This window comes from Microbacterium lacusdiani (assembly GCF_054779895.1).
Map to the genome: position 1 here is coordinate 56292 of NZ_BAAGXJ010000002.1, position 24077 is coordinate 80368.

A 24077-nucleotide genomic window follows, 5' to 3' on the forward strand; every position below is an offset into this window, starting at 1 on the left:
CTCTTCTCTCACCCGTCCCCCGTCAGTGGTTGCGGAGCTTGTCGATCAGCTCGTCCTTCTTGAGCTTGGAGACGCCCTCGATGCCGAGCTCCTTCGCCCGATCGCGGAGCTCGTCGACCGTGCGATCCTCATAGTTCTCGGCGCTGCCGCCGCGCTCGCCCACGTCCTCGCGCCCGTCGCGGGCGGCGGCGTTCGCGATGCGCGCGGCCTTCTCCTTGGAGTTGCCCTCCTCGCGGAGCTTCTCGTAGAGCTCCTCGTCCTTGATGCTGCGGTTCGGCATGTCAGAACCCCTTCCCGCCCGTCACGGGCAGCACGGCGCCGGACGTGTACGACGCCTCGTCACTGGCCAGGTAGACGTATGCCCCGGCGAGCTCGACCGGCTGGCCCGCCCGGCCGAGCGGCGTATCGGCCCCGAACTCCTTGACCTTGTCGGCCGGGAATCCCGTGGCCGGGATGAGCGGCGTCCAGATCGGCCCGGGGGCGACGCCGTTCACGCGGATGCCCTTGGGCCCGAGCTCGGTGGCGAGCGCCTGGATGAACGCGACCTGCGCGGCCTTGGTCATCGCGTAGTCCAGCAGGCCCGAGGACGGCTGCGACGCCTGGATGGACGTCGTCACGATGATGGATGCCCCAGGCGACATGTGAGGCACGGCCTCGCGCGCGAGCACCATCGCCGAGATCAGGTTCGTGTGGAACGTCCGCTCGATCTCGGACACCTGGAGCGTGTCCACACCCTCACGCTGACGCTGATATGCCGCGTTCGGAATGAGGATGTCGAGGCCGCCGAGCTCGTCGCGCGCGACCGACACGACCTCGATGCAGGCCTGCTCCTCGGTCAGGTCGGCGGGCAGCAGCACGGCCTTGCGGCCGGCTTCGCGCACATGGCGCTCGGTGACCTGCGCGTCTTCCTCCTCCTCGGGCAGGTACACGATCGCGACGTCGGCGCCCTCCCGGGCGAAGGCGATCGCGACCGCACGGCCGATCCCGGAGTCGCCTCCCGTGATCAGGGCTTTCCGGCCGACGAGGCGCTCCCGGCCCTCCCAGCTGGTCTCGCCGTGGTCGGGCTGCGGGTCCATCTCGCTCGTGAGCCCCGGCTGGGTGGGCTGCTCCTGCTCGGGGAACTCGCCCGACGGCTCGCGCGGGTCGGACTGGTTCAGGGTGTCGGTCAAGGCAGCCTCCTTCGCGTGGTCGATGTCGCGTGCCACGCTACGGAGATGCGGCCGACCGCCCCAGGGACTTGACGTCCGCGGGGGAGTGGCCTACCGGGTGAACCGGCGCGTCAGTTGCCGTACCCCTCCTCGCCGAGCTCGGCGAGGATGCGGTTCAGGTCCTGGATCGTCGCGAAGTCGATCTTGATCTGACCCTTGCGCGAGGTCAGGTCGATCTTGACCTTGGTGTTGAGGCGGTCGCCCAGGCGCTCCGCCACGTCGTTGAGGAACGCCCGCCGCGCGCCCGGCTGCGGCTTGGGTGCGCGCGAACCCGGCTCCTCGGCGGCGATCGTCTTCGCGGCGGCCTCGGCGCCGCGCACCGAGAGGTCCTCGTTCACGATCTTCTCGGACAGCCGCTGCATCGCCTCGGCGTCCTCGAGCGACAGGATGGCCCGCGCGTGCCCCGCGCTCAGCACACCGGCGGCCACCCGCTGCTGAACGGGCACGGGCAGGCGGAGCAGGCGGATCGTGTTGCTGATCTGCGGGCGCGAGCGGCCGATCCGCTTCGCCAGCTCATCCTGCGTGATGCCGAAGTCCTCGAGCAGCTGCTGGTAGGCCGAGGCCTCCTCGAGCGGGTTCAGCTGCGAACGGTGCAGGTTCTCGAGCAGCGCGTCGCGCAGCAGCGCGTCGTCGGACGTGTCGCGGATGATCGCGGGGATCTCCGTGAGGCCCGCTTCGCGGGAGGCCCGCGTGCGCCGCTCGCCCATGATGAGCTCGTAGGTCCCGTCGCCCTTGTCGCGCACCACGACCGGCTGCAGCACTCCGAACTCGCGCACGCTGTGCACCAGCTCGGCGAGGTCCTCGGGGTCGAAGTGTGTGCGCGGCTGACGCGGGTTGGGAACGATGCTGTGAGGGTCGATGTGCACCAGGCGGGCACCGGGCACCGCCACGAGGTCCTCTTCCGGCTCGCGCTCGGCGACGGCCGTGGCGGTGGCCGCCTGCGCCGCTGCCTGCTCGGCGGCCTCGTCCGCCTTCTTGAGCGACCCGCCGGGGAAGAACACGTCGACGGGACGCGCCTCGCTCGACTCGGCTGTGGGGATCAGAGCGCCGATCCCGCGTCCCAGACCTGTCCGCTTCGCCATCAGGACTCCTTCTTCTCGGCGATTCCATCGCCGCGTCGCACGATCTCCACGGCGGCCTCGCGGTACGCGATCGCGCCCGCCGAGTTCCCGTCATAGGCGATCACTGTCTGACCGAAGCTCGGAGCCTCGGAAATCCGCACTGACCTGGGAATTAGTGTCCCCAGAACCTCGTCGGGGAAGTGGGAGCGCACCTCGTCGGCGACCTGCTGCGACAGCTTGGTGCGCGCGTCGTACATGGTCAGCAGGATCGTCGAGAGTCGCAGGCTGCGGTTGAGGTGCTTCTGGATCATGGTGATGTTGCCCAGCAGCTGGCTCAGGCCCTCCAGCGCGTAGTACTCGCACTGGATCGGCAGGAACACCTCCTCCGCCGCGGTGAAGGCGTTGATCGTGAGCAGCCCGAGCGACGGCGGGCAGTCGATCAGGATGAAGTCCAGCGGAGTGTCGAGATCCCGGAGGTACTCGTCGATCGCGGTCTTGAGCCGCTGCTCGCGCGCGACCTGCGTGACGAGCTCGATCTCGGCTCCGGCGAGGTGGATGTTGCTGGGGGCGCAGAACAGGGTGTCGGACTCCGGGCTCTTCTGCACCACGTCCGAGATGGGGAACCCGTCGATCAGTACGTCATAGATGCTCGGGATATCCGCGCTGTGGGGGATGCCGAGCGCCGTGGAGGCGTTGCCCTGCGGGTCCAGGTCGATGACGAGCACACGCCCACCGAGCGACGCCAGGGCCGCGGCGATGTTGACCGTGGTCGTCGTCTTGCCGACTCCGCCCTTCTGGTTGGAGATCGTCATGATCCGGGTGCGCCCCGGGAACTCGACCTGGACGTCCGCCAGCGCGCGCCGACGAGCCGAGAGATCGGCCAGTTCGCGAGCCAGGGGAGTGTCGTCGGGGAGTGCGAACGACGCCGCCTTCTCGGACTGTTTCACGTGAAACACTCTTCCCTTCGCGAGCCGGTCGGTCTCTCCACCCTAACCTCTCCCGCGGACACCGCCCGGCGTGTCGCCCGATGTTCCCAGACAGGACGGCCGTGCCGGCTTCACGTCTCCCTGCGCACGCACGCAAGCCGCTCGCGCACACGACGATGGCGGGAGTTTCACGTGAAACTTCACCCGAGAAGACGCAGGACCCCGGGGCACAGCTCCACACGTACGGGAAGCGTGCCGACCAGCTCGCCGTCGCCGAAGACCGCCGGCCACGAGTCCCGAGCGCCGGTCGCCGCGATCTCGACCGTACGGCCCGTGGTCGCCGTGAGGTGCGCCGACCGCAGGTGCCGGCCCACCAGCATGGCCGGGAAGATGCGCGCGGCAGTGAGCCGACCGACGTCGGCCGCGAGGATGACGTCGAGGATGCCGTCGTCGACGCGGGCGGACGGAGCCACCGCGATTCCCCCGCCGATTCGCGGAGCGTTCGCCACGGTGACGAGCGCCCCGTCGCTCCGCCACTCCAGCTGAACTGCGCCGCGCTCGTCGAACACCGTCACGTCGTAGCTCCAGGAGCGGTACCCCAGGATCTCCGCGACAGCGGCGAACACATAGCGGGACGAACCGCGGGGCCACCGCAGCCGGTTGGCACGGGCGTTCGCCGCGCCGTCCAGCCCTGCCGAGACCGCACCGCCGACCCACCGCTCGCCCCCGGGCACGCCTTGGCCGCTCACCCGCAGCAGATCGACGGCTCTCATCGACGTCCCCGCGACCAGGCCCGCGCGCACGGCCTCGATCGCACTGTCGGGCGACCGGGGGAGACCGGCCGACGCCGCGAAGTCGTTTCCCGTCGCCACCGGGACGACACCGAGGGGGAGAGCGGTCTCCGCCAGCGCTTGGATGCCCAGATGCACCATGCCGTCGCCGCCGACGACCACGAGCGCGTCGATCTGGCCCTCGGCGACCGCGCGGCGCACGTTCGCCAGCGCCTCGACTGCATCGAGGGCCGAGAGCGAGACGGCCTCCGCGCCCGCGTCCATGAGCGCCCTGGCTGCTGCGGATCCGACCCGGCGTCCCCGCCCGCTCCCCGCCGTGGGGTTCACCACGAGCCCGACCCGCCGGATCATGATCCTCACGCTACCGTCCCGCGATGTTTCACGTGAAACACCGCCAACCTCGCCGGGTCGTTGAGCGGAGCGACGAACGAGCGGAGACGAAACGCACCAGTCCCGGCCCACGGCCTCGCCACTGCGTCGTACTGCTCTGAAGCCGTCCTCGCGGTCGGCAACCCTCGCGTAAGCGCATGTTTCACGTGAAACACCGCCGACGCAAGCTTGGACCCGTTTCGACTCCGCTTCGCTCCGCTCAACGACCGGGGTGAGCCCAAGAGGTGGGGGCCGGATCGGCGCGCCGAGGCGGGCTGTGTTTCACGTGAAACGGCGTCAGAAGGGGATTGCTGGCGTTTCGACTCCGCTTCGCTCCGCTCAACGACCAAGCAAGCAGTATTCGCCCAACAGCGTTGCGGCTGAGGGTCCGGACACTCGTGGTCGTTGAGCGACGAGCGCCAGCGAGGAGACGAAACGCCCTGAAGCGCCCCTCACGGTCGGCACCCCACCGCCCAAGCCCGGATGTTTCACGTGAAACGCCTGGCCCCACGCTCGGGCGCCGGCGTTTCGACTTCCAAGCGGCACCCGCGCAGCATTGTGAGGTCGTTGAGCGGAGCGACGAAGGAGCGGAGACGAAAAGTGCTCCACCCACCCCACAGTCTTGGAACTCGGGGTCTGGCGTACTCATGGTCGTTGAGCGACGAGCGCCAGCGAGGAGTCGAAACGCCCTCAAACTCCCCTCACAGTCTGCATCTATCGCCCAGGCACGGGGATGTTTCACGTGAAACGTGCGCTTAGTTCGAAGGAGGCGTCGTCTCGACTCCGCTTCGCTCCGCTCAACAACCGGCGTGGACGCGCGCACGCCGCCGTTTCACGCGTTTCACGTGAAACGGCGAGGGATCAGGCGCGGACGAGAGCCCGTACGACGCGGGTCTCCTCGGCGAGCACTCCCTCGCCGAGGACCTCCACGCGGACGTCCGAGAGCTTGAACTTGCGGATCTGCTTCTGAGCCGCCTCGATCTCGGCCGGGGCGTTGTGGCCCTTGAGTAGGATGAGCTCGCCGCCATCGCGCGCCAGGGGAGCGGTCCAGGGGATCAGCGTCCGCAGCGCGCTCACGGCGCGCGCGGTCACGGCGTCCAGCACGCCCTCGTAGCGACCGGCCTCCTCGGCGCGGGCACGCTCGACATCCACGTTCTCCAGCCCCAGGGCCCCGACCTGCTCCTCGAGCCAGGCCACGCGGCGCTCCATGGGCTCGATCAGCACCCAGCGCACGTCGGGCCGCGCGATCGCCAGCACCAGGCCCGGGAGCCCGGCGCCCGACCCCACATCACCGGCGATGCCGCCCGCGGGGAACAGGGGAGCGGCGATCGCACTGTTCAGGATGTGCCGCGTCCACAACCGCGGCAGCTCGAGCGGGCCGATCAGGCCGCGCTCCTCACCGTGCTGCGCGAGCGCAGCGGTGTAGGCGCGCGCGAGCTCGATGCGGTCGCCGAAGAGCTCCGCGGCGACCGCGGGTTCGGGCTCGAGCACGCCGGTCATCAGCCGCGGCGGATGACCGTGTGACGGTCGGCGCCCTCGCCGTACGACTCCGACGTCAGGCCGCGCTCCGACACGATGTCGTGCACGAGCTTGCGCTCGTAGCTCGACATCGCCGGGAGCGACGCCTGCGAGGCGCCCTCGTCCAGGCGCGCGACCGCGGCGTCGACCAGCTTCTCGAGCTGTCGCCGACGGGCGTCCCGCGAGCCGCCGATGTCGAGGATGAGCCGCGAGAACCGACCGGTCTTCGCCTGCACGGCGAGGCGGGTCAGCTCCTGCAGCGCCTGCACCGTGTCGGGGTGAGACAGCACGGACAGCGAGTCGTCGTCCGACTCGACCGACACATAGGCGCGCCCCTGCTTCACGTCGAGCGTCAGATCGCCGTCGATGTCGGCGATGTCCAGCAGACCCTCGACGTAGTCGGCGGCGATGTCGCCCTCGGCCTCGAGCTCGGCGTTGCTGGGCGCGTCGCCGGTCACGGAAGTGCTGCTCATGTGGTCGTCCTCGATGGTCGGGAAGGAAATTGCCTGATCAGAAGGGGATTACGACTTGGCGGGAAGGCCAGCGGCGCCCTCATCCGGGTCCTCCGGCGATGCGGCATCACCCGGGTTGCTCGAACCGCCCGGCTTCGGCGCCTGCTTCTTCTTCGCGCGCTGCTTGCCCATGGGCTGCTGACGCTTGTGCTGCTGCGCCTTGCGCTGCTCCGCCTCCTCGAGCAGGCGGCGCTGCTCCTCCTCGTACTCGGCCATCGAGACGACCTTGCCCTTGGAGTTGAGCGCCTTGCCGCGGCGCGCCAGGCGCTCCTCGCGGGCCTTCGCGGCCTCCGAGCCGGGCGTCGGGAGCTCGCGGATGACGACGAACTGCTGGCCCATCGTCCACAGGTTGCTGAAGAACCAGTAGAGCACCAGGCCGAGGGGGAAGAAGACGCCCGAGAAGATCATCGCGAACGGGATGACCCAGAGCATGATCTTCTGCATCTGGTACGCCTGGCCGGTCTTGGCCTCGGGGGACAGGTTCTTCGAGATGATCTGCAGCTGCGTGATGAACTGCGTCGCGATCATCAGGACCACGAGGACGAGCAGGATGACGATCGTCGCGACCGCGCCCTGGTCCCACGCCTCGCCCAGCGTCTGGTGGAACGGGGCGAGCTCGAACAGCTTGGCGTCGTTGAACTGGCGCGTCAGCTCGGCGTTGAGCAGGCCCACGCCGCCCGTGCCCGCCTGGGCGTGCAGCTTGACGTCGGACAGCGTGTAGTACAGCGAGAAGAAGATCGGCATCTGCACGAGCAGCGGCCAGCAGCCGCTGAGCGGGCTGGAGCCGTGCTTCTTGTACAGATCCATCGTCTCGCGGCTCATCGCCTCGCGAGAGAGCTGGTCGCGCTTGCCGCGGTACCGGTCCTGAATCTTCCGGATCTCCGGAGCGAGCTCCATCATCGCCCGCTGGCTCTTGATCTGCCGCACGAACAGCGGGATCAGGGCCGCACGCACGACCAGCACCACGCCGAGGATCGACAGCATCCAGGTGATGCCGCCGGCGGCGGGCAGGCCGATCGCGGTGAACAGCCAGTGCCAGGCGACCAGGATGAGCTCGACCACCCACTTGAGCGGGAAGAGGATGATTCCGAAGAAATCCACGAGGGATCAGTCCTTTCGACGGGGCACGACGAAGCCGTGTGGAGTCAGGTCAAAGCGGAAGGCCGGGTGCGGGCGGACGTCATTCTGTCCGCCGGCCGCCCAGGGATGGCAGCGGACGATGCGCGCGGCCGCGAGCACCGATCCTTTCACGAGTCCGTGCTGCTGCACGGCGGTCACCGCGTACGCCGAGCACGAGGGGTAGTAGCGGCACACGTCGCCGTAGATCGGCGAGATGACCGCACGGTAGCCGTGGAGCAGCGCGATCCCGGCGTTCCGGGGGAGCAGCGTCACGGCCGCCAGCGCTCCGGGGACATCCAGCCCGGATACGCGAAGACGCGCCGTCCCGCGCGCCGATGCGGGCAGCACGCTCATGCGGCGGCCCTGCGGGCGAGACAGCGCGTCACTTCGCTGCGGAGATCCTGGTACGAGGCCGTGGCCGAGGAGGGCAGGGCGCGGATGACCACGTCGGCGCCCTCGCGGACGTCGGGCAGCGCCTCGGCGCACACGGCCTTGAGGCGCCGCCGCAGGGTGTTGCGCGTCACGGCGTTGCCCACAGCCTTGCTCACGATGAAGCCGAATCGCGCGGGGCGCGGCTCGGCCGTCAGCACGACGTGCGTCACCGTGTGGGCGCCCGCGCACCGAGCCCCCCGACGGACGACGAACCGGTAGTCGTCCCCGCGGGTCAGGCGTCTCGGCCTCGCGAGCACAGCCAGGATCGAGGTGGCGGTGGTGTTACGCCGACAGCTCGGCGCGGCCCTTGCCGCGGCGCGCAGCCAGGATGGCGCGGCCGGCGCGGGTGCGCATGCGGGCGCGGAAGCCGTGCTTCTTGGCGCGGCGGCGGTTGTTGGGCTGGAACGTGCGCTTGCTCATGGAATCACTCCGGAGAAGGTGTCACCGGATGAATGCTGCCGGAGACGTGGATGTGTACGGGAATGCCGCGAGGGCATAAGTCAACCGACCTAGAGTACGTCCGGTCCTGTGATTCGCGCAAACCAGGCGACAACCTGACAGTATCTCCACAGCGCCCCTCCGCGCCCGGCAGGGACACGCGCTCCCCGCTCCGCGCAGCCGGCCGACACATTTGCCGTCGGGCCGTCCGGTGACTAGCGTTGCAGAAGTTATCCACAGGCTGCGGACACACCGTCGCGCCACGACATCCGTCCCGGAAGGATGCCCTGTGGATCGTGCAGGACTCATGAGGGGGGCCATGTCCATGCAAGACGTTCCGCCCGGACAGCGGATCCCGGATGTCCCGGTCTGGCGTGCCGTGCTCGTCGAGCTCGAGGGCGACGATCGCGTCACGCCGCAGATGAAGGGCTTCCTGAGCCTGGTCGTGCCCGAGGGAGTGATGGGGGGCACGCTCTACCTCGCCGTTCCGAACGACCTGACGGCCGCCCAGATCACCAAGCGCCTGCGCGACCCGATCATGGAGGCGCTCGCCAGCCTCGGCGACGACGCGCAGAGCTTCCGCGTCACGGTGAACCCCGAGCTGTCCGAGGCGCAGTTCCCCACGTCCCTCGGCTCCGCGACGCTGGCCGCTCCCGAGCCCGCGCAGCCGCAGCGGCCGGTCGCCGAGAACCCCACCGAGGCTCAGACGCCCAGCCGCAACGACACGCGCCTGAACCCGAAGTACACGTTCGACAACTTCGTCATCGGCCAGTCCAACCGCTTCGCGCACGCGGCCGCGGTCGCGGTGGCCGAGGCGCCGGCCAAGGCGTACAACCCGCTGTTCATCTACGGCGACTCGGGGCTCGGTAAGACCCACCTGCTGCACGCGATCGGCGACTACGCGCAGAGCCTGTTCGCCGGCGTGCGCGTCCGGTACGTGTCGAGCGAGGAGTTCACGAACGACTTCATCAACTCGATCGCGAACAACCGCGGCGCGGCCTTCAACGCGCGGTACCGCGACGTCGACATCCTGCTGATCGACGACATCCAGTTCCTGCAGGGGAAGGCCGAGACGCAGGAGGCCTTCTTCCACACGTTCAACACGCTGCACGACCACGACAAGCAGGTCGTGATCACGAGCGACGTGGCCCCGAAGCACCTCACGGGCTTCGAGGACCGGATGCGCAGCCGCTTCGAGTGGGGTCTGATCACCGACGTGCAGGCGCCCGACCTCGAGACCCGCATCGCGATCCTGCGCAAGAAGGCGCAGTCCGAGCGGCTGTACATCCCCGACGACGTCGTGGAGTACATCGCGACCGTGGTGTCCACCAACATCCGGGAGCTCGAGGGCGCCCTCATCCGCGTCTCGGCGTTCGCGAGCCTGAACCGGTCGGACGTCGACATCCAGCTCGCCCAGAACGTGCTGCGCGACATCGTGGAGCAGACCGAGGACAACGTGGTGTCCGAGAGCGACATCATCACGGCGACCGCGGCCTACTTCAAGCTCACCGTCGACGACCTGTACGGCTCGAGCCGGTCGCAGGCCGTCGCGCAGGCCCGGCAGATCGCGATGTACCTGTGCCGCGAGCGCACCAGCCTGTCGCTGCCGAAGATCGGGCAGCTCTTCGGCGGCCGCGACCACACCACGGTCATGTACGCCTACAAGAAGATCAGCGAGCTCATGAAGGAGCGCCGCTCGATCTACAACCAGGTCACCGAGATCACCACGCAGCTCGGCCGCCGCTGACCCGCTCCCACGCATGCCCTCCCTGTCGCTGCTCGACGACTATCAGGGGGTCGCGCTCGGCTGCGCGCCCTGGCATGAGCTGGACGGGTGGGACGTGCGGGCGCTGCGCGATCCGCATCCGGATGAGGATGCGCTGGTCGCGGCGCTCGCGCACGACACGGCCGTGGTCGCGATGCGCGAGCGGACGGCCTTCCCGGCGCGCGTGCTGGAGCGCCTCCCCGGCCTGAGGCTGCTGATCACGACGGGCCCCGCCAACGCGTCGATCGACACCGCGGCGGCGGCGCGGCTCGGCATCACGGTCTGCGGCACGCGGGCGTCGGCGGCGGCCGCCCCTGAGCTCTCCTGGGCCCTGCTGATGAGCGCCGTCCGCGACATCCCCGGCCAACAACAGGCACTCCGGGACGGGCGCTGGCAGACCGGCGTGGGGTCCGAACTCGCGGGGCGCACGCTCGGCATCGTCGGGCTGGGGAAGATCGGCACGCGGATGGCGCGGTACGCCCGCGCGTTCGACATGCGGGTGCTGGCCTGGAGCGAGAACCTCACGCATGAGCGGGCGGCGGAGGCCGGCGCCGAGCTCGTCTCGAAGGCCGACCTGTTCGATCGGTCCGACATCGCCACGCTGCATCTGCGGATGTCCGAGCGCACGCGGCACATCGTCGGCGAGCCCGAGCTGACCGCGCTCGGACCGGACGGGCTGCTGGTCAACACCGCCCGTGCCGGGCTGGTCGACACCGATGCCCTGATCGCGGCCCTCGCGTCCGGAGCCCTCGGGGGAGCGGCACTCGACGTGTTCGACGACGAGCCGCTCCCGCCCGGGCACCCGCTCCTGACGGCCCCGCGCACGCGCCTGACGCCGCACATCGGCTATGTGACGCGAGAGCAGTACTCCCTCTATTACTCGGATGCGCTCGAGGACGTGCGCGCCTGGGAGCGGAGCGCTCCCATCCGGGTGATCGCCGCACCCGCCGGCTGACCCGGCGCCGCCAACCGGACAGCACCCGGACGGCCCGTGCCGGCCGCCCGGCATACCGCTTCGGGCACGCTCCCCGTATGTCGACGTATGCCCCGATCCGTCCTTGACAGCCGTTCCGGGCACCCTCTATAAGGGTTCTCCCCAGTGTGGAAAACTTGTGGATAACTGTTCAGACACGCCCTGAGCCATGTGAACGACACGCGGACCGGATGTGGAATCGCGGTGTGCGGTGATCGTCCGGCCGGCGACGTCGTCCCCCGTCCGTCCGCAGCCGATCCACATCTCACACGCGTGTAGTTCCCTACGCGCGAGCGGGATCCACAGACTTATCCACATTTTCCACAGCTGTTAACACGACTACAGAGATCTCTTCTCTCCGGGGTCATGCGATGACCTTCTCGGGCCGGAACGGGGAAAACACAAGGATCCGGCGTGGGCACTAGCATGGGAGGCCCCACGGTCCGTGGGGTGTGCAGTCATCGAGGGAGCGCTAAGTGAAGTTCCACGTCAACCGTGACGTCTTCAGTGAGGCAGTGTCGTTCGTCGTCAAGCTGCTTCCTCAGCGCAATCCCCAGCCGATCCTGGCCGGTGTGCTGATCGAGGCGACCGAGGACGGCGCCCTCGCGCTGTCGGCCTTCGACTACGAGGCCTCGGCGCGCACCACGATCGAGGCGACGGTCGACGAGCCCGGCACGATCCTCGTGCACGGCCGGCTGCTGTCCGACATCGCAAGCCGCCTGCCGAACGCGCCCATCCAGATGACCACCGAGGACGACGGCAACATCGCCCTCACCTGCGGCTCGGCGCGCTTCGCGCTCGCCTCGATGCCCGTCGAGGAATACCCCGCGATCCCCGAGGTCACGGGCGAGTCCGGGCTCGTGCCGGCCGACGACTTCGCCACCGCGATCTCGCAGGTCGCGTTCGCCGCCTCGCGCGACGACGTCACCCCGGTCCTCACCGGCGTGCAGCTCGAGGTCAGCGGCCAGCAGCTCAGCCTCGTCGCCACCGACCGCTACCGCGTGGCGCTGCGCGACATCGACTGGGACGGCGGGCAGCAGGAGGCCCACGCGCTCGTCCCGGCCCGCACGCTCCAGGAGGTCGGCAAGACCTTCTCGCATGGCGGCAACATCTCGATCGCGTTCTCGGGATCGGGCGACCGCGAGATCATCGCGTTCACGGCCGGCAACAAGACCGTGACGTCGCTGCTCATCAAGGGCAACTTCCCGCCGGTCCGCCGCCTGTTCCCCGAGCAGACCGAGCACTACGCGGTCGTCAGCACGAGCGAGCTGACCGAGGCCGTGCGCCGCGTCGCGCTCGTGCTCGACCGCTCGGCGCCGCTGCGCTTCACGTTCACCACGTCGTCCGTCACGATGGACGCGTCCGGCGGCGACCAGGCGCGAGCCTCGGAGTCGGTCGACGCGCACCTGCAGGGCGAGGACGTCACGCTCGGCCTCAACCCCCAGTACCTGCTCGAGTCGCTCGCCGCCGTGCGCAGCGAGTTCGTGCGCATCACGTTCACGTCGAGCGACAACGCCAACAAGCTCAGCCCCGTGCTGATCACGAGCCAGACCTCGGTCGACCAGGCCGGCAGCGACAGCTTCAAGTACCTCCTCCAGCCGAACCTTCTTCTGCGGTAGTTTTCCCGCTTCGCGGGGTAGTGCATGGAGCGTGAGCTCGCACGGTGTCATACCCAGCGAGTACTGCTTGAGTTGGAGTGACGAGGATGCTTCAGCGAAGGAGTGCAACGCCGTGCGAGCGAAGCGAGCGTGGAGCGAAGCGACTGTCGACCACCTCGGAATCGTGACGTCCGTCCCCGATGGAGCGAAGCGACAGCGATCGATCGTGAGTCCCGGCGCTCGCGCCGGGCGAGCGATCGAGGACGCGACCATGCGCTACTGGAAAAAAACATGCACGTGGAGCATCTGAGCCTGAAGGACTTCCGCAACTATGCGGAAGCCGAGCTCGAGCTCCGGCCCGGGGCGAATGTGCTCGTCGGGCGCAACGGGCAGGGGAAGACGAACCTGGCCGAGGCGATCGCGTACCTCGCGACGCTCGGCTCGCACCGGGTGTCCGCCGACGCGCCGCTCGTGCGGGAGGGTTTCGACGCCGCGTTCGTGCGGGCTCGGCTCGCGCACGGCGAGCGCCGTGTGACGCTCGAGCTCCAGCTCAACAAGCAGGGCTCGAACAAGGCGCGGATCGGCGGATCGCCCGTGCGGACGAACGAGCTGCCGCGCTACGCGCAGGTCGTGCTGTTCGCGCCCGAGGACCTCCAGATCGTGCGCGGCGACCCGTCGTCGCGCCGGCGCTTCGCGGACCAGCTGCTCGTGCAGCGCACCCCGCGGATGTCGGCCGTGCTCGCCGACTACGACCGGACCCTGCGGCAGCGCACCGCGCTGCTGAAGTCCGCCCGGGCCCGCGGGTTGCGCAGCGCGCAGCTGCCGACGCTCGACGTGTGGGACGACAAGCTCGTCGCCCTCGGCTCCGAGATCATCGACGCGCGCATCCGGCTCGCGCAGGACCTCGCGGCTCCCGTCGCGGAGGCGTACGCGGCGATCGCGGGAGAGGATCACCGCCCGCAGCTGGAATGGGCGCTGTCGGTGCGGGGCGGGGACCCCGAGGAGGGAGAGTCCGTCGACGAGCCGACCGCCGGCGCGACCGCCGAGCTGTTCCGCGCGGCGCTGCAGGCGAAGCGCGCCGCCGAGCTCGACCGCGGTCTCACGCTCGTGGGCCCGCACCGGGACGACCTCATCCTGCGGGTGCGCGGGCTGCCCGTGAAGGGGTACGCGTCGCACGGGGAGTCGTGGTCGGTCGCCCTCGCGCTCCGGCTGGCGTCCGCCGAGCTGCTGCGGGCCGAGTCGCCCGGCGGCGACCCCGTGCTGATCCTCGACGACGTGTTCGCCGAGCTCGACGCCGATCGCCGCGCGCGCCTCGCCGGCGTCGTCGCAGGGTACGAGCAGGTCGTCGTCACGGCGGCCGTCGCGGGCGATGTGCCCGAGGCGCTGCGCGCCAACGCGGTCCGCATCGAGGCCGGCCGCGTCCTGGGCCCGCTCAGCGAGCATCCGCTCGAGGCTCCCGTGGAGGGACGATGAGCGACGAGCTGCCCGAGACCCTCGCGACCTACCTGCGGCTGCGCGGGATGGAGCCGAGCAAGCGGGCGCAGTGGCGCAAGCGCCGGCGCCGCGGCTCCGAGGACGACGAGAACCAGCCGTTCACGCCCGGGCGGGATCCCGGATCCATCGGCGACGCGCTCGACGGGCTCACCAAGGCGAACGGATGGGCCCCGCAGCTGGCCCGTGAGGACCTGGTGCGCCAGTGGGAGGACGTCGCCGGCGCGGAGACCGCGCAGCACTCCAGCCCGGTCTCGCTGGAGGGGGGCATGCTCACCATCCAGTGCGACTCGACGGCCTGGGCCAAGAACCTGTCGTACATGCGGGCGCACATCCTGACCCAGATCGTCACGAGGTATCCGGAGGCCGGTGTCGACTCCGTGCGTTTCGTGGGGCCCGACGTCCCCACCTGGAAATGGGGTCGCAGATCGATTCCAGGGCGTGGTCCGCGCGATACCTACGGGTGAGACACCTCCCGGGGTGACCGGGTGGTTTTTCTCGCGTCTGAGGGCCCGTCAAGGCCGGTCGGAGGGGTCCCGCTTGGTAGGATGGCAGGGCACCCGGAACAGATGTGGAGCGCCACCTAGATGACGACCGACAACCCTCAGGACGAGACGCCTCAGAACGAGACGGGCGCACCGACGGATCCCGCAGGATCGACCGGCTCCGCCCAGATCGACGGCAAGAAGGTCGGAGGGGAGTACGGCGCAGACGCCATCCAGGTCCTCGAGGGTCTCGAGGCCGTGCGCAAGCGCCCCGGCATGTACATCGGCTCGACCGGGCCGCGCGGTCTGCACCACCTGGTGTACGAGATCGTCGACAACTCGGTCGACGAGCACCTCGCCGGACACTGCGACACGATCATCGTCACGCTGCTGGAGGACGGCGGCCTGCGCGTCGTCGACAACGGCCGCGGCATCCCCGTCGACATGCACAAGACCGAGGGCAAGTCCACGCTCGAGGTCGTGCTCACGGTGCTGCACGCCGGCGGCAAGTTCGGCGGCGGCGGCTACGCCGTCTCGGGCGGTCTGCACGGCGTCGGCTCGTCCGTCGTGAACGCGCTGTCCACGCGCCTCGACGCGGTCGTGAAGCGCCAGGGTCACGTGTGGCGCCAGTCGTTCCAGAACGGCGGCGTGCCGCTCGCCCCGATCGACAAGGGCGAGGCGACCGACGAGACCGGCACCACGATCACCTTCTGGCCGGACCCCGCGATCTTCACCGAGACCGTCGACTTCGACTACGAGACGCTGCGCACGCGCTTCCAGCAGACCGCGTTCCTCAACAAGGGCCTGCGCATCGAGCTGTACGACGAGCGCGCAGACTCCGAGGAGGAGGTCGCGCGCGAGGACGGCTCGACCGAGATGGTCAAGCGCCACAACGTCTTCCACTACGAGCGCGGCCTGGTCGACTACGTCGAGTACCTCAACAAGGTGCGCAAGGCCGAGCGCGTGAACGAGGACATCATCGTCCTCGAGCAGGAGCAGGCCGACGGCCGGATGTCGGTCGAGGTCGCGATGCAGTGGACCACCTCGTACAGCGAGAACGTGTTCACGTACGCGAACATGATCAACACCCACGAGGGCGGCACGCACGAGGAGGGCTTCCGCGCGGCGCTGACGACGCTCGTCAACAAGTACGCGCGCGCCAACAACCTCCTCAAGGAGAAGGAGGACAACCTCACGGGCGACGACGTGCGCGAGGGTCTGACCGCCGTCATCTCCGTGAAGCTGTCGGAGCCGCAGTTCGAGGGTCAGACGAAGACCAAGCTCGGCAACACGGAGGCCAAGGCGTTCGTGCAGAAGGTCGTGGGCGATCAGTTGGGCGACTGGTTCGAGCGCAACCCCGCGCAGGCGAAGAACATCGTGCGCAAGGCGATCGACGCCGCGACCGCGCGCCTCGCCGCGCGCAAGGCGCGCGAGACCGCGCGCCGCAAGAGCGTGTTCGAGTCGGCCGCGATGCCCGACAAGCTCAAGGACTGCACGTCCAAGGACCCGTCGATCAGCGAGATCTTCCTCGTCGAGGGCGACTCGGCCGGCGGCTCCGCCGTCGGCGGCCGCGACCCGCACACGCAGGCGATCCTCGCGCTGCGCGGCAAGATCCTGAACGTCGAGCGTGCGCGCATCGACAAGGCGCTGGGCAACAAGGAAGTCCAGGCGATGATCCAGGCCTTCGGCACGGGCATCGGGCCGGAGTTCGACATCGAGAAGGCGCGCTACCACAAGATCGTGCTGATGACCGATGCCGACGTCGACGGCCAGCACATCACGACGCTGCTGCTGACGCTGCTGTTCCGCTACATGCGCGGCCTGGTCGAGGCCGGTTTCGTGTACCTCGCGATGCCGCCGCTGTACCGCCTGAAGTGGTCGAACGCGCCGCACGAGTACGTCTACAGCGACCGCGAGCGCGACGCGCTCCTGAAGGAGGGCGCGGCCGCCGGCAAGCGCATCCCCAAGGAGGCCGGCATCCAGCGCTACAAGGGTCTCGGCGAGATGAACGACCACGAGCTGTGGGACACCACGATGAACCCCGAGACGCGCACGCTGCGCCAGGTGACGATCGACGACGCCGCCGCGGCCGACGAGATCTTCTCCGTGCTCATGGGCGAGGACGTCGAGTCCCGCCGCTCGTTCATCCAGCGCAACGCGAAGGACGTCCGCTTCCTCGACATCTGATCCGCGCCCCGCGCATCCGGATCATCGAGAGCTGAATCGAAAGACACATGGCAGACAACGAAGAGCGCCCCGACATCACCGCCGCGCACAACCACGGCCGCATCGACCAGGTCGACCTCCAGTCGGAGATGCAGCGCAGCTACCTCGACTACGCGATGAGCGTCATCGTCGGGCGCGCGCTGCCCGACGTGCGCGACGGCCTGAAGCCCGTGCACCGCCGCGTCGTGTACGCGATGTACGACGGCGGCTACCGCCCCGACAAGAAGTTCTCCAAGTGCGCCCGCGTCGTCGGCGAGGTCATGGGTCAGTACCACCCGCACGGCGACTCGGCGATCTACGACGCCCTCGTCCGCCTCGTGCAGCCGTGGTCGCTGCGCTACCCGCTCGCGCAGGGCCAGGGCAACTTCGGCTCGCCCGGCAACCAGGGCGCCGCCGCCCCGCGGTACACCGAGACCAAGATGGCCGCGCTCGCGCTCGAGATGGTGCGCGACATCGAGCAGGACACGGTCGACTTCCACGACAACTACGACGGCGAGACGCAGGAGCCGGCGGTCCTGCCGGCGCGCTTCCCCAACCTGCTGGTCAACGGCTCGGTCGGCATCGCGGTCGGCATGGCCACGAACATCCCGCCGCACAACCTCCGCGAGGTCGCCGACGGCGCGCTGTTCGCGCTCGCCAACCCGGAGCTGCCGCGCGAGGAGCTGCTCGAGGGCCTGATGCAGCGCATCCCGGGCCCCGACTTCCCGACCGGCGCGCAGATCCTGGGCACCAAGGGCATCCACGAGGCGTACCGGACCGGCCGCGGCTCGATCACGATGCGCGCCGTCGTGGAGATCGAGGAGATCCAGGGCCGCACGTGCCTCGTGATCACCGAGCTGCCGTACCAGGTCAACCCCGACAACCTCGCGGTCAAGATCGGCGAGCTCGCGCGCGAGGGCAAGGTCACCGGCATCGCGGACATCCGCGACGAGACGTCGGGCCGCACCGGCCAGCGCCTCGTGGTCGTGCTCAAGCGCGACGCGGTCGCGAAGGTCGTGCTCAACAACCTCTACAAGCACACCGAGCTGCAGACCAACTTCGGCGCGAACATGCTGGCGATCGTCGACGGCGTGCCGCGCACGCTGTCGCTCGACGGCTTCATCCAGTACTGGATCGCGCACCAGCTCGACGTCATCGTCCGGCGCACGCAGTACCGCCTGCGCGAGGCCGAGAAGCGCATGCACATCCTGCGCGGCTACCTCGCGGCGCTCGACGCGCTCGACGAGGTCATCGCGCTCATCCGCCGTTCGCCCACGGTCGACGAGGCGCGCGCGGGCCTGATGGACCTGCTGAGCATCGACGAGATCCAGGCCGACGCGATCCTGTCGATGCAGCTGCGCCGCCTCGCGGCCCTCGAGCGGCAGAAGATCATCGACGAGGCCGCGGAGCTCGAGGCGAAGATCGCCGACTTCAAGGCGATCATCGCCGACGAGATGCGCCAGCGCGAGCTGATCCGCGCCGAGCTGACCGAGATCGTCGACCGCTTCGGCGACGAGCGTCGCACGCACATCCTGCACGGCTTCGACGGCGACGTGTCCATGGAGGACCTCATCGCCGAAGAGGACATGGTCGTCACGGTCACGCGCGAGGGCTATGTCAAGCGCACGCGCAGCGACAACTACCGCTCCCAGCGCCGCGGCGGCAAGGGCGTGCGGGGTGCGCAGCTGCGCGCCGACGACGTGGTCGAGCACTTCTTCGTCACCACGACCCACCACTGGCTGCTGTTCTTCACGACCAAGGGCCGCGTCTACCGGACCAAGACGTACGAGCTGCCCGAGGCCGGCCGCGATGCGAAGGGCATGCACGTCGCGAACCTGCTGGCGCTGCAGCCGGACGAGCAGATCGCGCAGATCATCGAGCTCAAGGACTACGCGGCCGCCGAGTACCTCGTGCTCGCCACGCGCAGCGGACTCGTCAAGAAGACGCGCCTCGTCGAGTACGACACCAACCGCCAGGGCGGCATCATCGCGATCAAGCTGCGCGAGGACGACGAGCTGGTCAGTGCGCTGCTGGTGGACTCGACCGACGACATCCTGATGATCAGCCGTCGCGGAATGTCGCTGCGGTTCTCGGCGACGGACGAGGCGCTGCGCCCCATGGGCCGCTCGACCAGCGGCGTGAAGGGCATGTCGTTCCGCGGGGACGACTCGCTGCTGTCGGCGTCGGTCGTCCGCGACGAGGGCTTCGTGTTCGTCGTGACCGAGGGCGGTTACGCCAAGCGCACGCACGTCGGCGAGTACCGCGTCCAGGGCCGCGGCGGCCTGGGCATCAAGGTCGCGAAGCTGTCGGACGAGCGGGGCGGTCTCGCCGGCGGCCTGATCGTCTCGGAGGACGACGAGGTGCTCGTGGTCCTCGCCAAGGGCAAGGTGGTACGCTCGGCCGTTGCCGAGGTCCCCGCCAAGGGCCGCGACACCATGGGCGTGCTGTTCGCGCGTCCGGACAAGGACGACCGCATCCTCGCCATCGCCCGCAACAGCGAGCGCGGCGTGGCGGCCGAGGACGAGACCGAGATCGAGGACTCGTCCGCAGCCCAGACGACCGGAGACGACACAGACGCATGAGCACGGTAGCCGACAAGCTCGCCAAGAAGTCCACGCACAAGACGAATGCCAAGCAGGTGCGCCTGCGGCTGGTCTACGTCGACTTCTGGTCGGCCGTGAAGCTGTCGTTCCTGGCGGCCGTGGCCCTCGCGATCGTGACGATCGTGTCGTTCTTCCTGATCTACATGGTCGTGCAGACGACGGGCCTCATCGCCCAGATGGACGAGTTCTTCCAGAGCTTCACGGACGGCAGCCTGTCGATCACCCAGTTCATCGGCCTGCCGCAGGTGATGGCGTTCGCGACGATCGTCGCGATCCTGAACCTGGTCGTCGTCACGGTGCTCGGCGCCGTGATCGCCGGCATCTACAACCTGGCCGTGAAGGTCACGGGCGGGCTGCTCGTCGGGTTCACCTCGAACTGACACACGCGGGACCGGCCCCGATTGGCGCTCGCCGCGCGGATCGGGTAAAGTCTCTGAGGTTGAGGACGCGAGTCCGACGCCCAACTGGGGGTATAGCTCAGGCGGTTAGAGCGCTTCACTGATAATGAAGAGGTCCCAGGTTCAAGTCCTGGTACCCCCACCATCGAGAGCCTTCGCAGACGCGGAGGCTTTTCTCGTTCCCGGGTGTCAGCGGCCGCGCGGCAGGGTCGTCAGGTGGACGCCGACCGCGTCGAACACCTCGAGCACGCCGTCCCAGACGCGCGCCTCGTAGGGGACGCGGGTCCACTCCCTGGCCTCGGGGGGACAGGCCGCCTCGGTGTACGACAGCTCGGCGGGGAAGCGGTACACGTCGCCTTTGGCGGATCCGTCCGTCCCGGCGAACCAGCTGCAGCCGTCGTACCCCTCCACCGAGCCGTCGGCGTGCAACCTGATCCACGGTCCGTCCCCGTCCGCGCGCCACTCGCCGAGCACGCTGACGCGGAGCGGCGGGACGGAGCGGCTCAGGCGGGCGATCACGACGTCGTCCTCGTCATAGAGGACGAGCTCCCCGTCCTCCACGGCGAGCGACGAGGGGATCGAACGCAGGACGTCCGGGTCGTTCACGCAGGCTCTCAGGGTCTGCTCCCAGGCGCGATCCGTCATCAGCCGATCGCCCTCGAGCCGGGTCACGTCGGTCCAGATGCCGTTGCAGCCGTCTGAGCCGCTCACGCTCCCGCCGCCCGAGATGGTCAGATGCGGGGTGCCCCAGCCGCCACCCACCGCGCGAGGAACGGCATGAGGTCGCCCCCGTCGTCGGCCTCCGCGCTCGCGCCGACGGTTCGCGTCGCGAAGCCCATCGCGACGACGGCGAGCACGACCGCCCCGATGCGGCGTCTGTACATGAGCGGATCATCCCACCCCGCACCGTCCCGGACAACGGGAGCGCCGGGCGCCGGTTCCTGACAGCCGGCCGCGAGGGGCGCGATCCTCGGCCCTGTAGACTCGTCGAGGACATTCCCTCGGGGGCCTTAGCTCAGTTGGTAGAGCGCCTGCTTTGCAAGCAGGATGTCAGGAGTTCGAATCTCCTAGGCTCCACAGAAACCCCTGGTCAACCAGGGGTTTTGTTGTTGGTGCAATGACCTGATCAGAGTCATCCGCCGATTCGCGGGCGAAGGCGCGTACGCAAGTCCTCACCCGACGGTCCAAGTGCGTGAGCAAACTGGTGTACGTGTGAGAGCATGCAGGCGATGGACGTCGACACCGATGACGAGCTGCGCATGTTGCGCGCCCGCGCCTACGGCCGGGGCGCGGACATCCAGCAGGATCAGCATGCGCTGAGACGGTTGCACGAACTCGAGCAGCGGGCCGGCGTACACCAGGTCGCGCGTCCCGCGAAGCCCGAGATCGTCGCCCCGGAGGCGTTGCCCAAGGCGGTCGGACCCACGCCACCCGGCGAGTGACGTCGCCGTCATCACGGAACCGGAGCCCGTGGTGCTCGAGCGGGTGGCGGATCCGAACTCTGCGCTTGTTCCCGTCCCGCCCCGCGGCTCGCTTTCGCGCCGACTCCGGGTGCTGTGGGCGCTGTCCGTCGTCGTGGCCGCGGCGCTGGCGGGCAGCGCAGCATACGGAATTGCAAGGATCTCGCCCGTCCCGGTGTCGAAAGGCGCGCCGCAGATCGCGACCCTCGAACCGTCGTGCGAAGTATCCCGACAGCGCCCTGCAGTTCGTGCGGGATGGTGACCGTATCGGGGTGTTCCTCGATTCGGGGGCGACTCGACGCGTGGAGTGAACGAGCAGCTGTGGCCCGGATCGCGCGCGATCGCAATGAGACCGCAGGATCCCGACGAGACCGGCGTCGGCGGAGACGGTGTCGACCGCGGATTGCGGTCTCGCCGGTCGGATGCGGTCTCACGAAGCTCCCCGGCGCGATCGGGGAGGATGGAGGCATGGTTCGCGAGCACGGCCGTCGGGTGATCGAGAGCGTTCGAAGGGCGATCCACAGCGATGCGGCGCAGAGCGCACGCACTGAGGCGCTGCCGATCATCGATGACGCGACCGTGCTGCGCGTGATCGACCTGGCGATGCGGGTCGCCGAGGTCATGCTGTCTGTGGGCGCCTCCGCCAAGGAGGTCGTGCTCGCGGCGCTGCGCATCACGCAGGCGTACGGGCTCCGCAACGTCCACGTCGACGTCACGTTCAACTCGATCACCGTGTCCGACCACCGTCACGGCGGAGAATGGCCCGTGACGATCATGCGGGTGGTCCGCTCGGCGGTGCCCGATCACGCCAAGCTGCAGCGGCTGCAGGCGCTGGTCCGGGCCATCGAGAGCGGCCTGGACCTCGAGGACGCCCGCACCCGGTTCCACGAGATCCGGCGCTCGCCGTTCCGCTACCGTCCCTCGGTCGTCATCCTGTCGCAGGCGCTGCTCGCCGTCGGCGTGGGCGCCATGTTCGGCGCGTCGTGGTCGATCCTGCTGGCGACGCTGCTCGCCGCGCTCGGGGTCGCCCTGACGCAGGCGGGCCTCGCACGCCTGCAGGTGCCGCTGTTCTTCAGCCAGATCGCCGGGGCGTTCGTGCTGACCGCGCTCACGGTGCTGACGGCGCTGCTCGCGCGGCTCGGCATCGAGCCGTTCGTCGACGTCCGGCCGACCATCGTCGTGTCCTCCGGCATCGTGCTGATGCTTGCGGGCCTCGCCGTGGTGGGGGCCGCGCAGGACGCGATCGACGGATTCTCGCTCACGGCGGGCGGGCGCATCCTGGAGCTGACCGTGCAGACGCTCGGCGTGGTGCTCGGCATCCTCGTCGGCCTCGAGCTCGCTCGCGCGCTCGGCGTGGGCATGGAGCCCCCGAGCGCCCCGATGCCGCTCGGCCCGCTCGCCGCGCAGTTCGCCGGCGCCGTGCTGGTCGCGATCGCGGTGGCGGTGTTCAACGGCGCGGGCGCGCGGATCATCGTGGTCAGCGCGCTGCTCGGGGTCATCGCCTGGGCGGCCTTCGCGCTCGTGAGCGCCACGGGTCTCGACCAGGCGCCCGCGAGCTTCGTCGGCGCCCTCGTGGCGAGCGTGATCGGCGCGCTGTTGGCGCACCGCCTGCACGTGCCCTCCGTCGCGGTCACGACGGCGGCCATCCTGCCGCTCGTGCCGGGTGCCGCGGTCTTCCGCGGCCTTCTCGGTCTCGTGGAGGCGGGCGGCGTCACCGAGCATCTGCTGTTCGCGACGTCGTCGCTCATCACGGCCGGCATGGTCGGCATCGCGCTCGCGGCCGGTGCCACACTCGGCCTCTTCATCGGCTCGCCGCTCGCCCGAACGCTGGGCGGCTTCACCGCCGCGCGGCGAGCCGTGGCCCGGCCGACCGCGGGCGGGGCGAACGTCGTGCTGCGGGTTCCGACCGAGCACTAGCGCAAGATCGCGCGATCCGCGACCCCCATGATGGATCCCGCGCGCCCTCCTATCGTGGCTACCCCGGGCACCACCCGGACCCCGACGAAAGGAGCCACCATGGGACTCGACGACAAGATCGAGCACGGCGCTGAGGACCTGAAGGGCAAGGCGAAGGAGGCCGCCGGCAAGGCGACCGACAACGAGCGCCTTCAGGCCGAGGGCGAGGCCGACCAGACGAAGGCCAACCTCAAGAAGGCCGGCGAGAACGTCAAGGACGCCTTCAAGTAGGCCGCCCGGCTCGACCGCGATGCCCCTGCGCCCCCGGGCGTGGGGGCATCCTCGCGCCGCGGCACGGATCTCGCGCGAGGGCGCATCGCTAGGCTGAGCCCATGGACATGCGCGTCGCCGCCTACTGCGTGATCGTCGACGACGAGGACCGGGTGCTGCTGTCGCGCTGGATCGAGGGTCGCGTGCCCGCCTGGTCCATGCCGGGCGGCGGTCTTGAGCCGGGCGAGGACCCGGCCGACGCCGCGCGCCGCGAGGTGTGGGAGGAGACCGGCTACGAGGTGCGTCTCGACGCGCTGCTCGGCATCGATTCGCATGTCATCCCCGCGAAGAAGCGCCTCAACCGGGAGGCGAGCGGGCCGCTGCACGCGCTGCGCATCGTCTACCGCGCGACCGTCGTGGGCGGCACGCTCACCCACGAGGTCGACGGCTCGAGCGACATGGCCGAATGGGTGCCGCTGTCGAAGGTGCGAGGGATCGAGCGCGTCAGCCTCGTCGACAAGGCCCTCGACATGGCCGGCATCCACCACTGAACGATCGG

Annotated in this window: 25 protein-coding genes and 2 tRNA genes; 14 read left to right on the forward strand and 13 right to left on the reverse strand. The window is 69.4% G+C overall.

Annotated features, from left to right (window positions below; genetic code table 11):
• Positions 1-22 precede the first annotated feature (22 nt).
• From ACYVGN_RS01765 to rpmH, 11 genes are all read right to left on the reverse strand, one after another.
• Positions 23-280: a DUF7218 family protein gene (locus ACYVGN_RS01765; RefSeq protein ID WP_055988762.1), complete on the reverse strand. Its 258-nt coding sequence runs from the start codon at positions 278-280 to the stop codon at positions 23-25.
• 1 nt (position 281) lies between these two features.
• A complete protein-coding gene (locus ACYVGN_RS01770; protein WP_460788389.1) occupies positions 282-1169 on the reverse strand; it encodes an SDR family oxidoreductase in 888 nt (295 codons plus the stop codon).
• Positions 1170-1279: 110 nt separating this feature from the next.
• The gene (locus ACYVGN_RS01775) at positions 1280-2290 is read right to left on the reverse strand and encodes a ParB/RepB/Spo0J family partition protein (RefSeq protein ID WP_460788391.1); all 1011 of its coding nucleotides are present in this window, start codon (positions 2288-2290) and stop codon (positions 1280-1282) included.
• A complete protein-coding gene (locus ACYVGN_RS01780) occupies positions 2290-3216 on the reverse strand; it encodes a ParA family protein (RefSeq protein WP_460788394.1) in 927 nt (308 codons plus the stop codon). Before ACYVGN_RS01780 ends, ACYVGN_RS01775 begins: the two co-directional genes overlap by 1 nt.
• Before the next feature lie 179 nt (positions 3217-3395).
• Entirely contained in the window at positions 3396-4337 is a 942-nt protein-coding gene (locus ACYVGN_RS01785) for a diacylglycerol/lipid kinase family protein (protein WP_460788396.1), read from the reverse strand.
• Positions 4338-5216: 879 nt separating this feature from the next.
• On the reverse strand, positions 5217-5855 hold the full coding sequence (gene rsmG / locus ACYVGN_RS01790) for a 16S rRNA (guanine(527)-N(7))-methyltransferase RsmG (RefSeq protein ID WP_460788397.1): 639 nt from the start codon (positions 5853-5855) through the stop codon (positions 5217-5219).
• On the reverse strand, positions 5855-6346 hold the full coding sequence (locus ACYVGN_RS01795; RefSeq protein ID WP_460788399.1) for a Jag family protein: 492 nt from the start codon (positions 6344-6346) through the stop codon (positions 5855-5857). Before ACYVGN_RS01795 ends, rsmG begins: the two co-directional genes overlap by 1 nt.
• A 48-nt stretch (positions 6347-6394) precedes the next feature.
• Complete coding sequence (yidC, locus tag ACYVGN_RS01800; RefSeq protein ID WP_055988768.1) at positions 6395-7486, reverse strand: membrane protein insertase YidC; 1092 nt, start codon at positions 7484-7486, stop codon at positions 6395-6397.
• A gap of 6 nt (positions 7487-7492) precedes the next feature.
• A complete protein-coding gene (yidD, locus tag ACYVGN_RS01805; RefSeq protein WP_460788401.1) occupies positions 7493-7858 on the reverse strand; it encodes a membrane protein insertion efficiency factor YidD in 366 nt (121 codons plus the stop codon).
• Complete coding sequence (gene rnpA, locus ACYVGN_RS01810) at positions 7855-8193, reverse strand: ribonuclease P protein component (protein ID WP_460788403.1); 339 nt, start codon at positions 8191-8193, stop codon at positions 7855-7857. The genes yidD and rnpA overlap by 4 nt, the downstream gene beginning before the upstream one ends.
• A gap of 25 nt (positions 8194-8218) precedes the next feature.
• The gene (rpmH, locus tag ACYVGN_RS01815; protein WP_055988770.1) at positions 8219-8356 is read right to left on the reverse strand and encodes a 50S ribosomal protein L34; all 138 of its coding nucleotides are present in this window, start codon (positions 8354-8356) and stop codon (positions 8219-8221) included.
• 343 nt (positions 8357-8699) lie between these two features.
• Here rpmH and dnaA point away from each other — a divergent pair, with 343 nt between their 5' ends.
• The 9 genes from dnaA to ACYVGN_RS01860 all read left to right on the forward strand — a co-directional run bounded on the left by dnaA (position 8700) and on the right by ACYVGN_RS01860 (position 20037).
• A complete protein-coding gene (gene dnaA, locus ACYVGN_RS01820) occupies positions 8700-10121 on the forward strand; it encodes a chromosomal replication initiator protein DnaA (RefSeq protein WP_460788452.1) in 1422 nt (473 codons plus the stop codon).
• A 13-nt stretch (positions 10122-10134) separates the two neighbouring features.
• Complete coding sequence (locus ACYVGN_RS01825; RefSeq protein WP_460788405.1) at positions 10135-11094, forward strand: D-2-hydroxyacid dehydrogenase family protein; 960 nt, start codon at positions 10135-10137, stop codon at positions 11092-11094.
• 494 nt (positions 11095-11588) lie between these two features.
• A complete protein-coding gene (dnaN, locus tag ACYVGN_RS01830; RefSeq protein ID WP_055988772.1) occupies positions 11589-12731 on the forward strand; it encodes a DNA polymerase III subunit beta in 1143 nt (380 codons plus the stop codon).
• A 270-nt stretch (positions 12732-13001) separates the two neighbouring features.
• Positions 13002-14183 (forward strand): DNA replication/repair protein RecF, encoded by a 1182-nt coding sequence (recF, locus tag ACYVGN_RS01835; RefSeq protein WP_055988773.1) that lies wholly within the window; start codon positions 13002-13004, stop codon positions 14181-14183.
• Complete coding sequence (locus ACYVGN_RS01840) at positions 14180-14668, forward strand: DciA family protein (RefSeq protein WP_055988774.1); 489 nt, start codon at positions 14180-14182, stop codon at positions 14666-14668. The genes recF and ACYVGN_RS01840 overlap by 4 nt, the downstream gene beginning before the upstream one ends.
• 120 nt (positions 14669-14788) lie before the next feature.
• A complete protein-coding gene (gene gyrB, locus ACYVGN_RS01845) occupies positions 14789-16873 on the forward strand; it encodes a DNA topoisomerase (ATP-hydrolyzing) subunit B (protein WP_082542948.1) in 2085 nt (694 codons plus the stop codon).
• A gap of 47 nt (positions 16874-16920) precedes the next feature.
• Positions 16921-19473 carry a DNA gyrase subunit A gene (gyrA, locus tag ACYVGN_RS01850; RefSeq protein WP_460788407.1) on the forward strand — a complete coding sequence of 851 codons (2553 nt, stop codon included), beginning with the start codon at positions 16921-16923 and terminating at the stop codon, positions 19471-19473.
• Complete coding sequence (locus ACYVGN_RS01855) at positions 19470-19874, forward strand: DUF3566 domain-containing protein (protein WP_055988776.1); 405 nt, start codon at positions 19470-19472, stop codon at positions 19872-19874. Before gyrA ends, ACYVGN_RS01855 begins: the two co-directional genes overlap by 4 nt.
• 86 nt (positions 19875-19960) lie before the next feature.
• Positions 19961-20037: transfer RNA gene (locus ACYVGN_RS01860), tRNA-Ile, on the forward strand.
• Positions 20038-20081: 44 nt separating this feature from the next.
• Here ACYVGN_RS01860 and ACYVGN_RS01865 read toward each other — a convergent pair.
• Together ACYVGN_RS01865 and ACYVGN_RS01870 are read right to left on the reverse strand one after the other, a co-directional pair.
• Complete coding sequence (locus tag ACYVGN_RS01865; RefSeq protein WP_460788409.1) at positions 20082-20603, reverse strand: META domain-containing protein; 522 nt, start codon at positions 20601-20603, stop codon at positions 20082-20084.
• A gap of 20 nt (positions 20604-20623) precedes the next feature.
• Positions 20624-20776 (reverse strand): hypothetical protein, encoded by a 153-nt coding sequence (locus tag ACYVGN_RS01870; protein WP_460788411.1) that lies wholly within the window; start codon positions 20774-20776, stop codon positions 20624-20626.
• 120 nt (positions 20777-20896) lie between these two features.
• Here ACYVGN_RS01870 and ACYVGN_RS01875 point away from each other — a divergent pair.
• The 5 genes from ACYVGN_RS01875 (at position 20897) to ACYVGN_RS01895 (ending at position 24069) form a co-directional block, all read left to right on the forward strand.
• Positions 20897-20969, forward strand: a tRNA-Ala gene (locus ACYVGN_RS01875).
• Between the two features lie 152 nt (positions 20970-21121).
• Positions 21122-21334, forward strand: coding sequence for a hypothetical protein (locus ACYVGN_RS01880; RefSeq protein WP_460788413.1), 213 nt, complete (start codon positions 21122-21124; stop codon positions 21332-21334).
• A 486-nt stretch (positions 21335-21820) separates the two neighbouring features.
• Positions 21821-23269 carry a threonine/serine exporter family protein gene (locus ACYVGN_RS01885; RefSeq protein ID WP_460788415.1) on the forward strand — a complete coding sequence of 483 codons (1449 nt, stop codon included), beginning with the start codon at positions 21821-21823 and terminating at the stop codon, positions 23267-23269.
• Between the two features lie 99 nt (positions 23270-23368).
• The gene (locus ACYVGN_RS01890) at positions 23369-23539 is read left to right on the forward strand and encodes a CsbD family protein (RefSeq protein WP_082542950.1); all 171 of its coding nucleotides are present in this window, start codon (positions 23369-23371) and stop codon (positions 23537-23539) included.
• A gap of 101 nt (positions 23540-23640) precedes the next feature.
• Positions 23641-24069 carry an NUDIX hydrolase gene (locus tag ACYVGN_RS01895; protein ID WP_055988779.1) on the forward strand — a complete coding sequence of 143 codons (429 nt, stop codon included), beginning with the start codon at positions 23641-23643 and terminating at the stop codon, positions 24067-24069.
• Positions 24070-24077: the final 8 nt, after the last annotated feature.

What these genes read in the sequence shown, in the direction of transcription:
- ACYVGN_RS01765 (WP_055988762.1), bottom strand. Translation starts at nt 280, where the DNA reads ATGCCGAACCGCAGCATCAAGGACGAGGAGCTCTACGAGAAGCTCCGC.
- ACYVGN_RS01775 (WP_460788391.1), bottom strand. Translation starts at nt 2,290, where the DNA reads ATGGCGAAGCGGACAGGTCTGGGACGCGGGATCGGCGCTCTGATCCCC.
- ACYVGN_RS01785 (WP_460788396.1), bottom strand. Translation starts at nt 4,337, where the DNA reads ATGATCCGGCGGGTCGGGCTCGTGGTGAACCCCACGGCGGGGAGCGGG.
- rsmG (WP_460788397.1), bottom strand. Translation starts at nt 5,855, where the DNA reads ATGACCGGCGTGCTCGAGCCCGAACCCGCGGTCGCCGCGGAGCTCTTC.
- ACYVGN_RS01795 (WP_460788399.1), bottom strand. Translation starts at nt 6,346, where the DNA reads ATGAGCAGCACTTCCGTGACCGGCGACGCGCCCAGCAACGCCGAGCTC.
- yidD (WP_460788401.1), bottom strand. Translation starts at nt 7,858, where the DNA reads ATGAGCGTGCTGCCCGCATCGGCGCGCGGGACGGCGCGTCTTCGCGTA.
- rpmH (WP_055988770.1), bottom strand. Translation starts at nt 8,356, where the DNA reads ATGAGCAAGCGCACGTTCCAGCCCAACAACCGCCGCCGCGCCAAGAAG.
- dnaA (WP_460788452.1), top strand. Translation starts at nt 8,700, where the DNA reads ATGCAAGACGTTCCGCCCGGACAGCGGATCCCGGATGTCCCGGTCTGG.
- ACYVGN_RS01825 (WP_460788405.1), top strand. Translation starts at nt 10,135, where the DNA reads ATGCCCTCCCTGTCGCTGCTCGACGACTATCAGGGGGTCGCGCTCGGC.
- recF (WP_055988773.1), top strand. Translation starts at nt 13,002, where the DNA reads ATGCACGTGGAGCATCTGAGCCTGAAGGACTTCCGCAACTATGCGGAA.
- ACYVGN_RS01840 (WP_055988774.1), top strand. Translation starts at nt 14,180, where the DNA reads ATGAGCGACGAGCTGCCCGAGACCCTCGCGACCTACCTGCGGCTGCGC.
- gyrB (WP_082542948.1), top strand. Translation starts at nt 14,789, where the DNA reads ATGACGACCGACAACCCTCAGGACGAGACGCCTCAGAACGAGACGGGC.
- gyrA (WP_460788407.1), top strand. Translation starts at nt 16,921, where the DNA reads ATGGCAGACAACGAAGAGCGCCCCGACATCACCGCCGCGCACAACCAC.
- ACYVGN_RS01855 (WP_055988776.1), top strand. Translation starts at nt 19,470, where the DNA reads ATGAGCACGGTAGCCGACAAGCTCGCCAAGAAGTCCACGCACAAGACG.
- ACYVGN_RS01870 (WP_460788411.1), bottom strand. Translation starts at nt 20,776, where the DNA reads ATGTACAGACGCCGCATCGGGGCGGTCGTGCTCGCCGTCGTCGCGATG.
- ACYVGN_RS01880 (WP_460788413.1), top strand. Translation starts at nt 21,122, where the DNA reads ATGGACGTCGACACCGATGACGAGCTGCGCATGTTGCGCGCCCGCGCC.
- ACYVGN_RS01885 (WP_460788415.1), top strand. Translation starts at nt 21,821, where the DNA reads ATGGTTCGCGAGCACGGCCGTCGGGTGATCGAGAGCGTTCGAAGGGCG.
- ACYVGN_RS01890 (WP_082542950.1), top strand. Translation starts at nt 23,369, where the DNA reads ATGGGACTCGACGACAAGATCGAGCACGGCGCTGAGGACCTGAAGGGC.
- ACYVGN_RS01895 (WP_055988779.1), top strand. Translation starts at nt 23,641, where the DNA reads ATGGACATGCGCGTCGCCGCCTACTGCGTGATCGTCGACGACGAGGAC.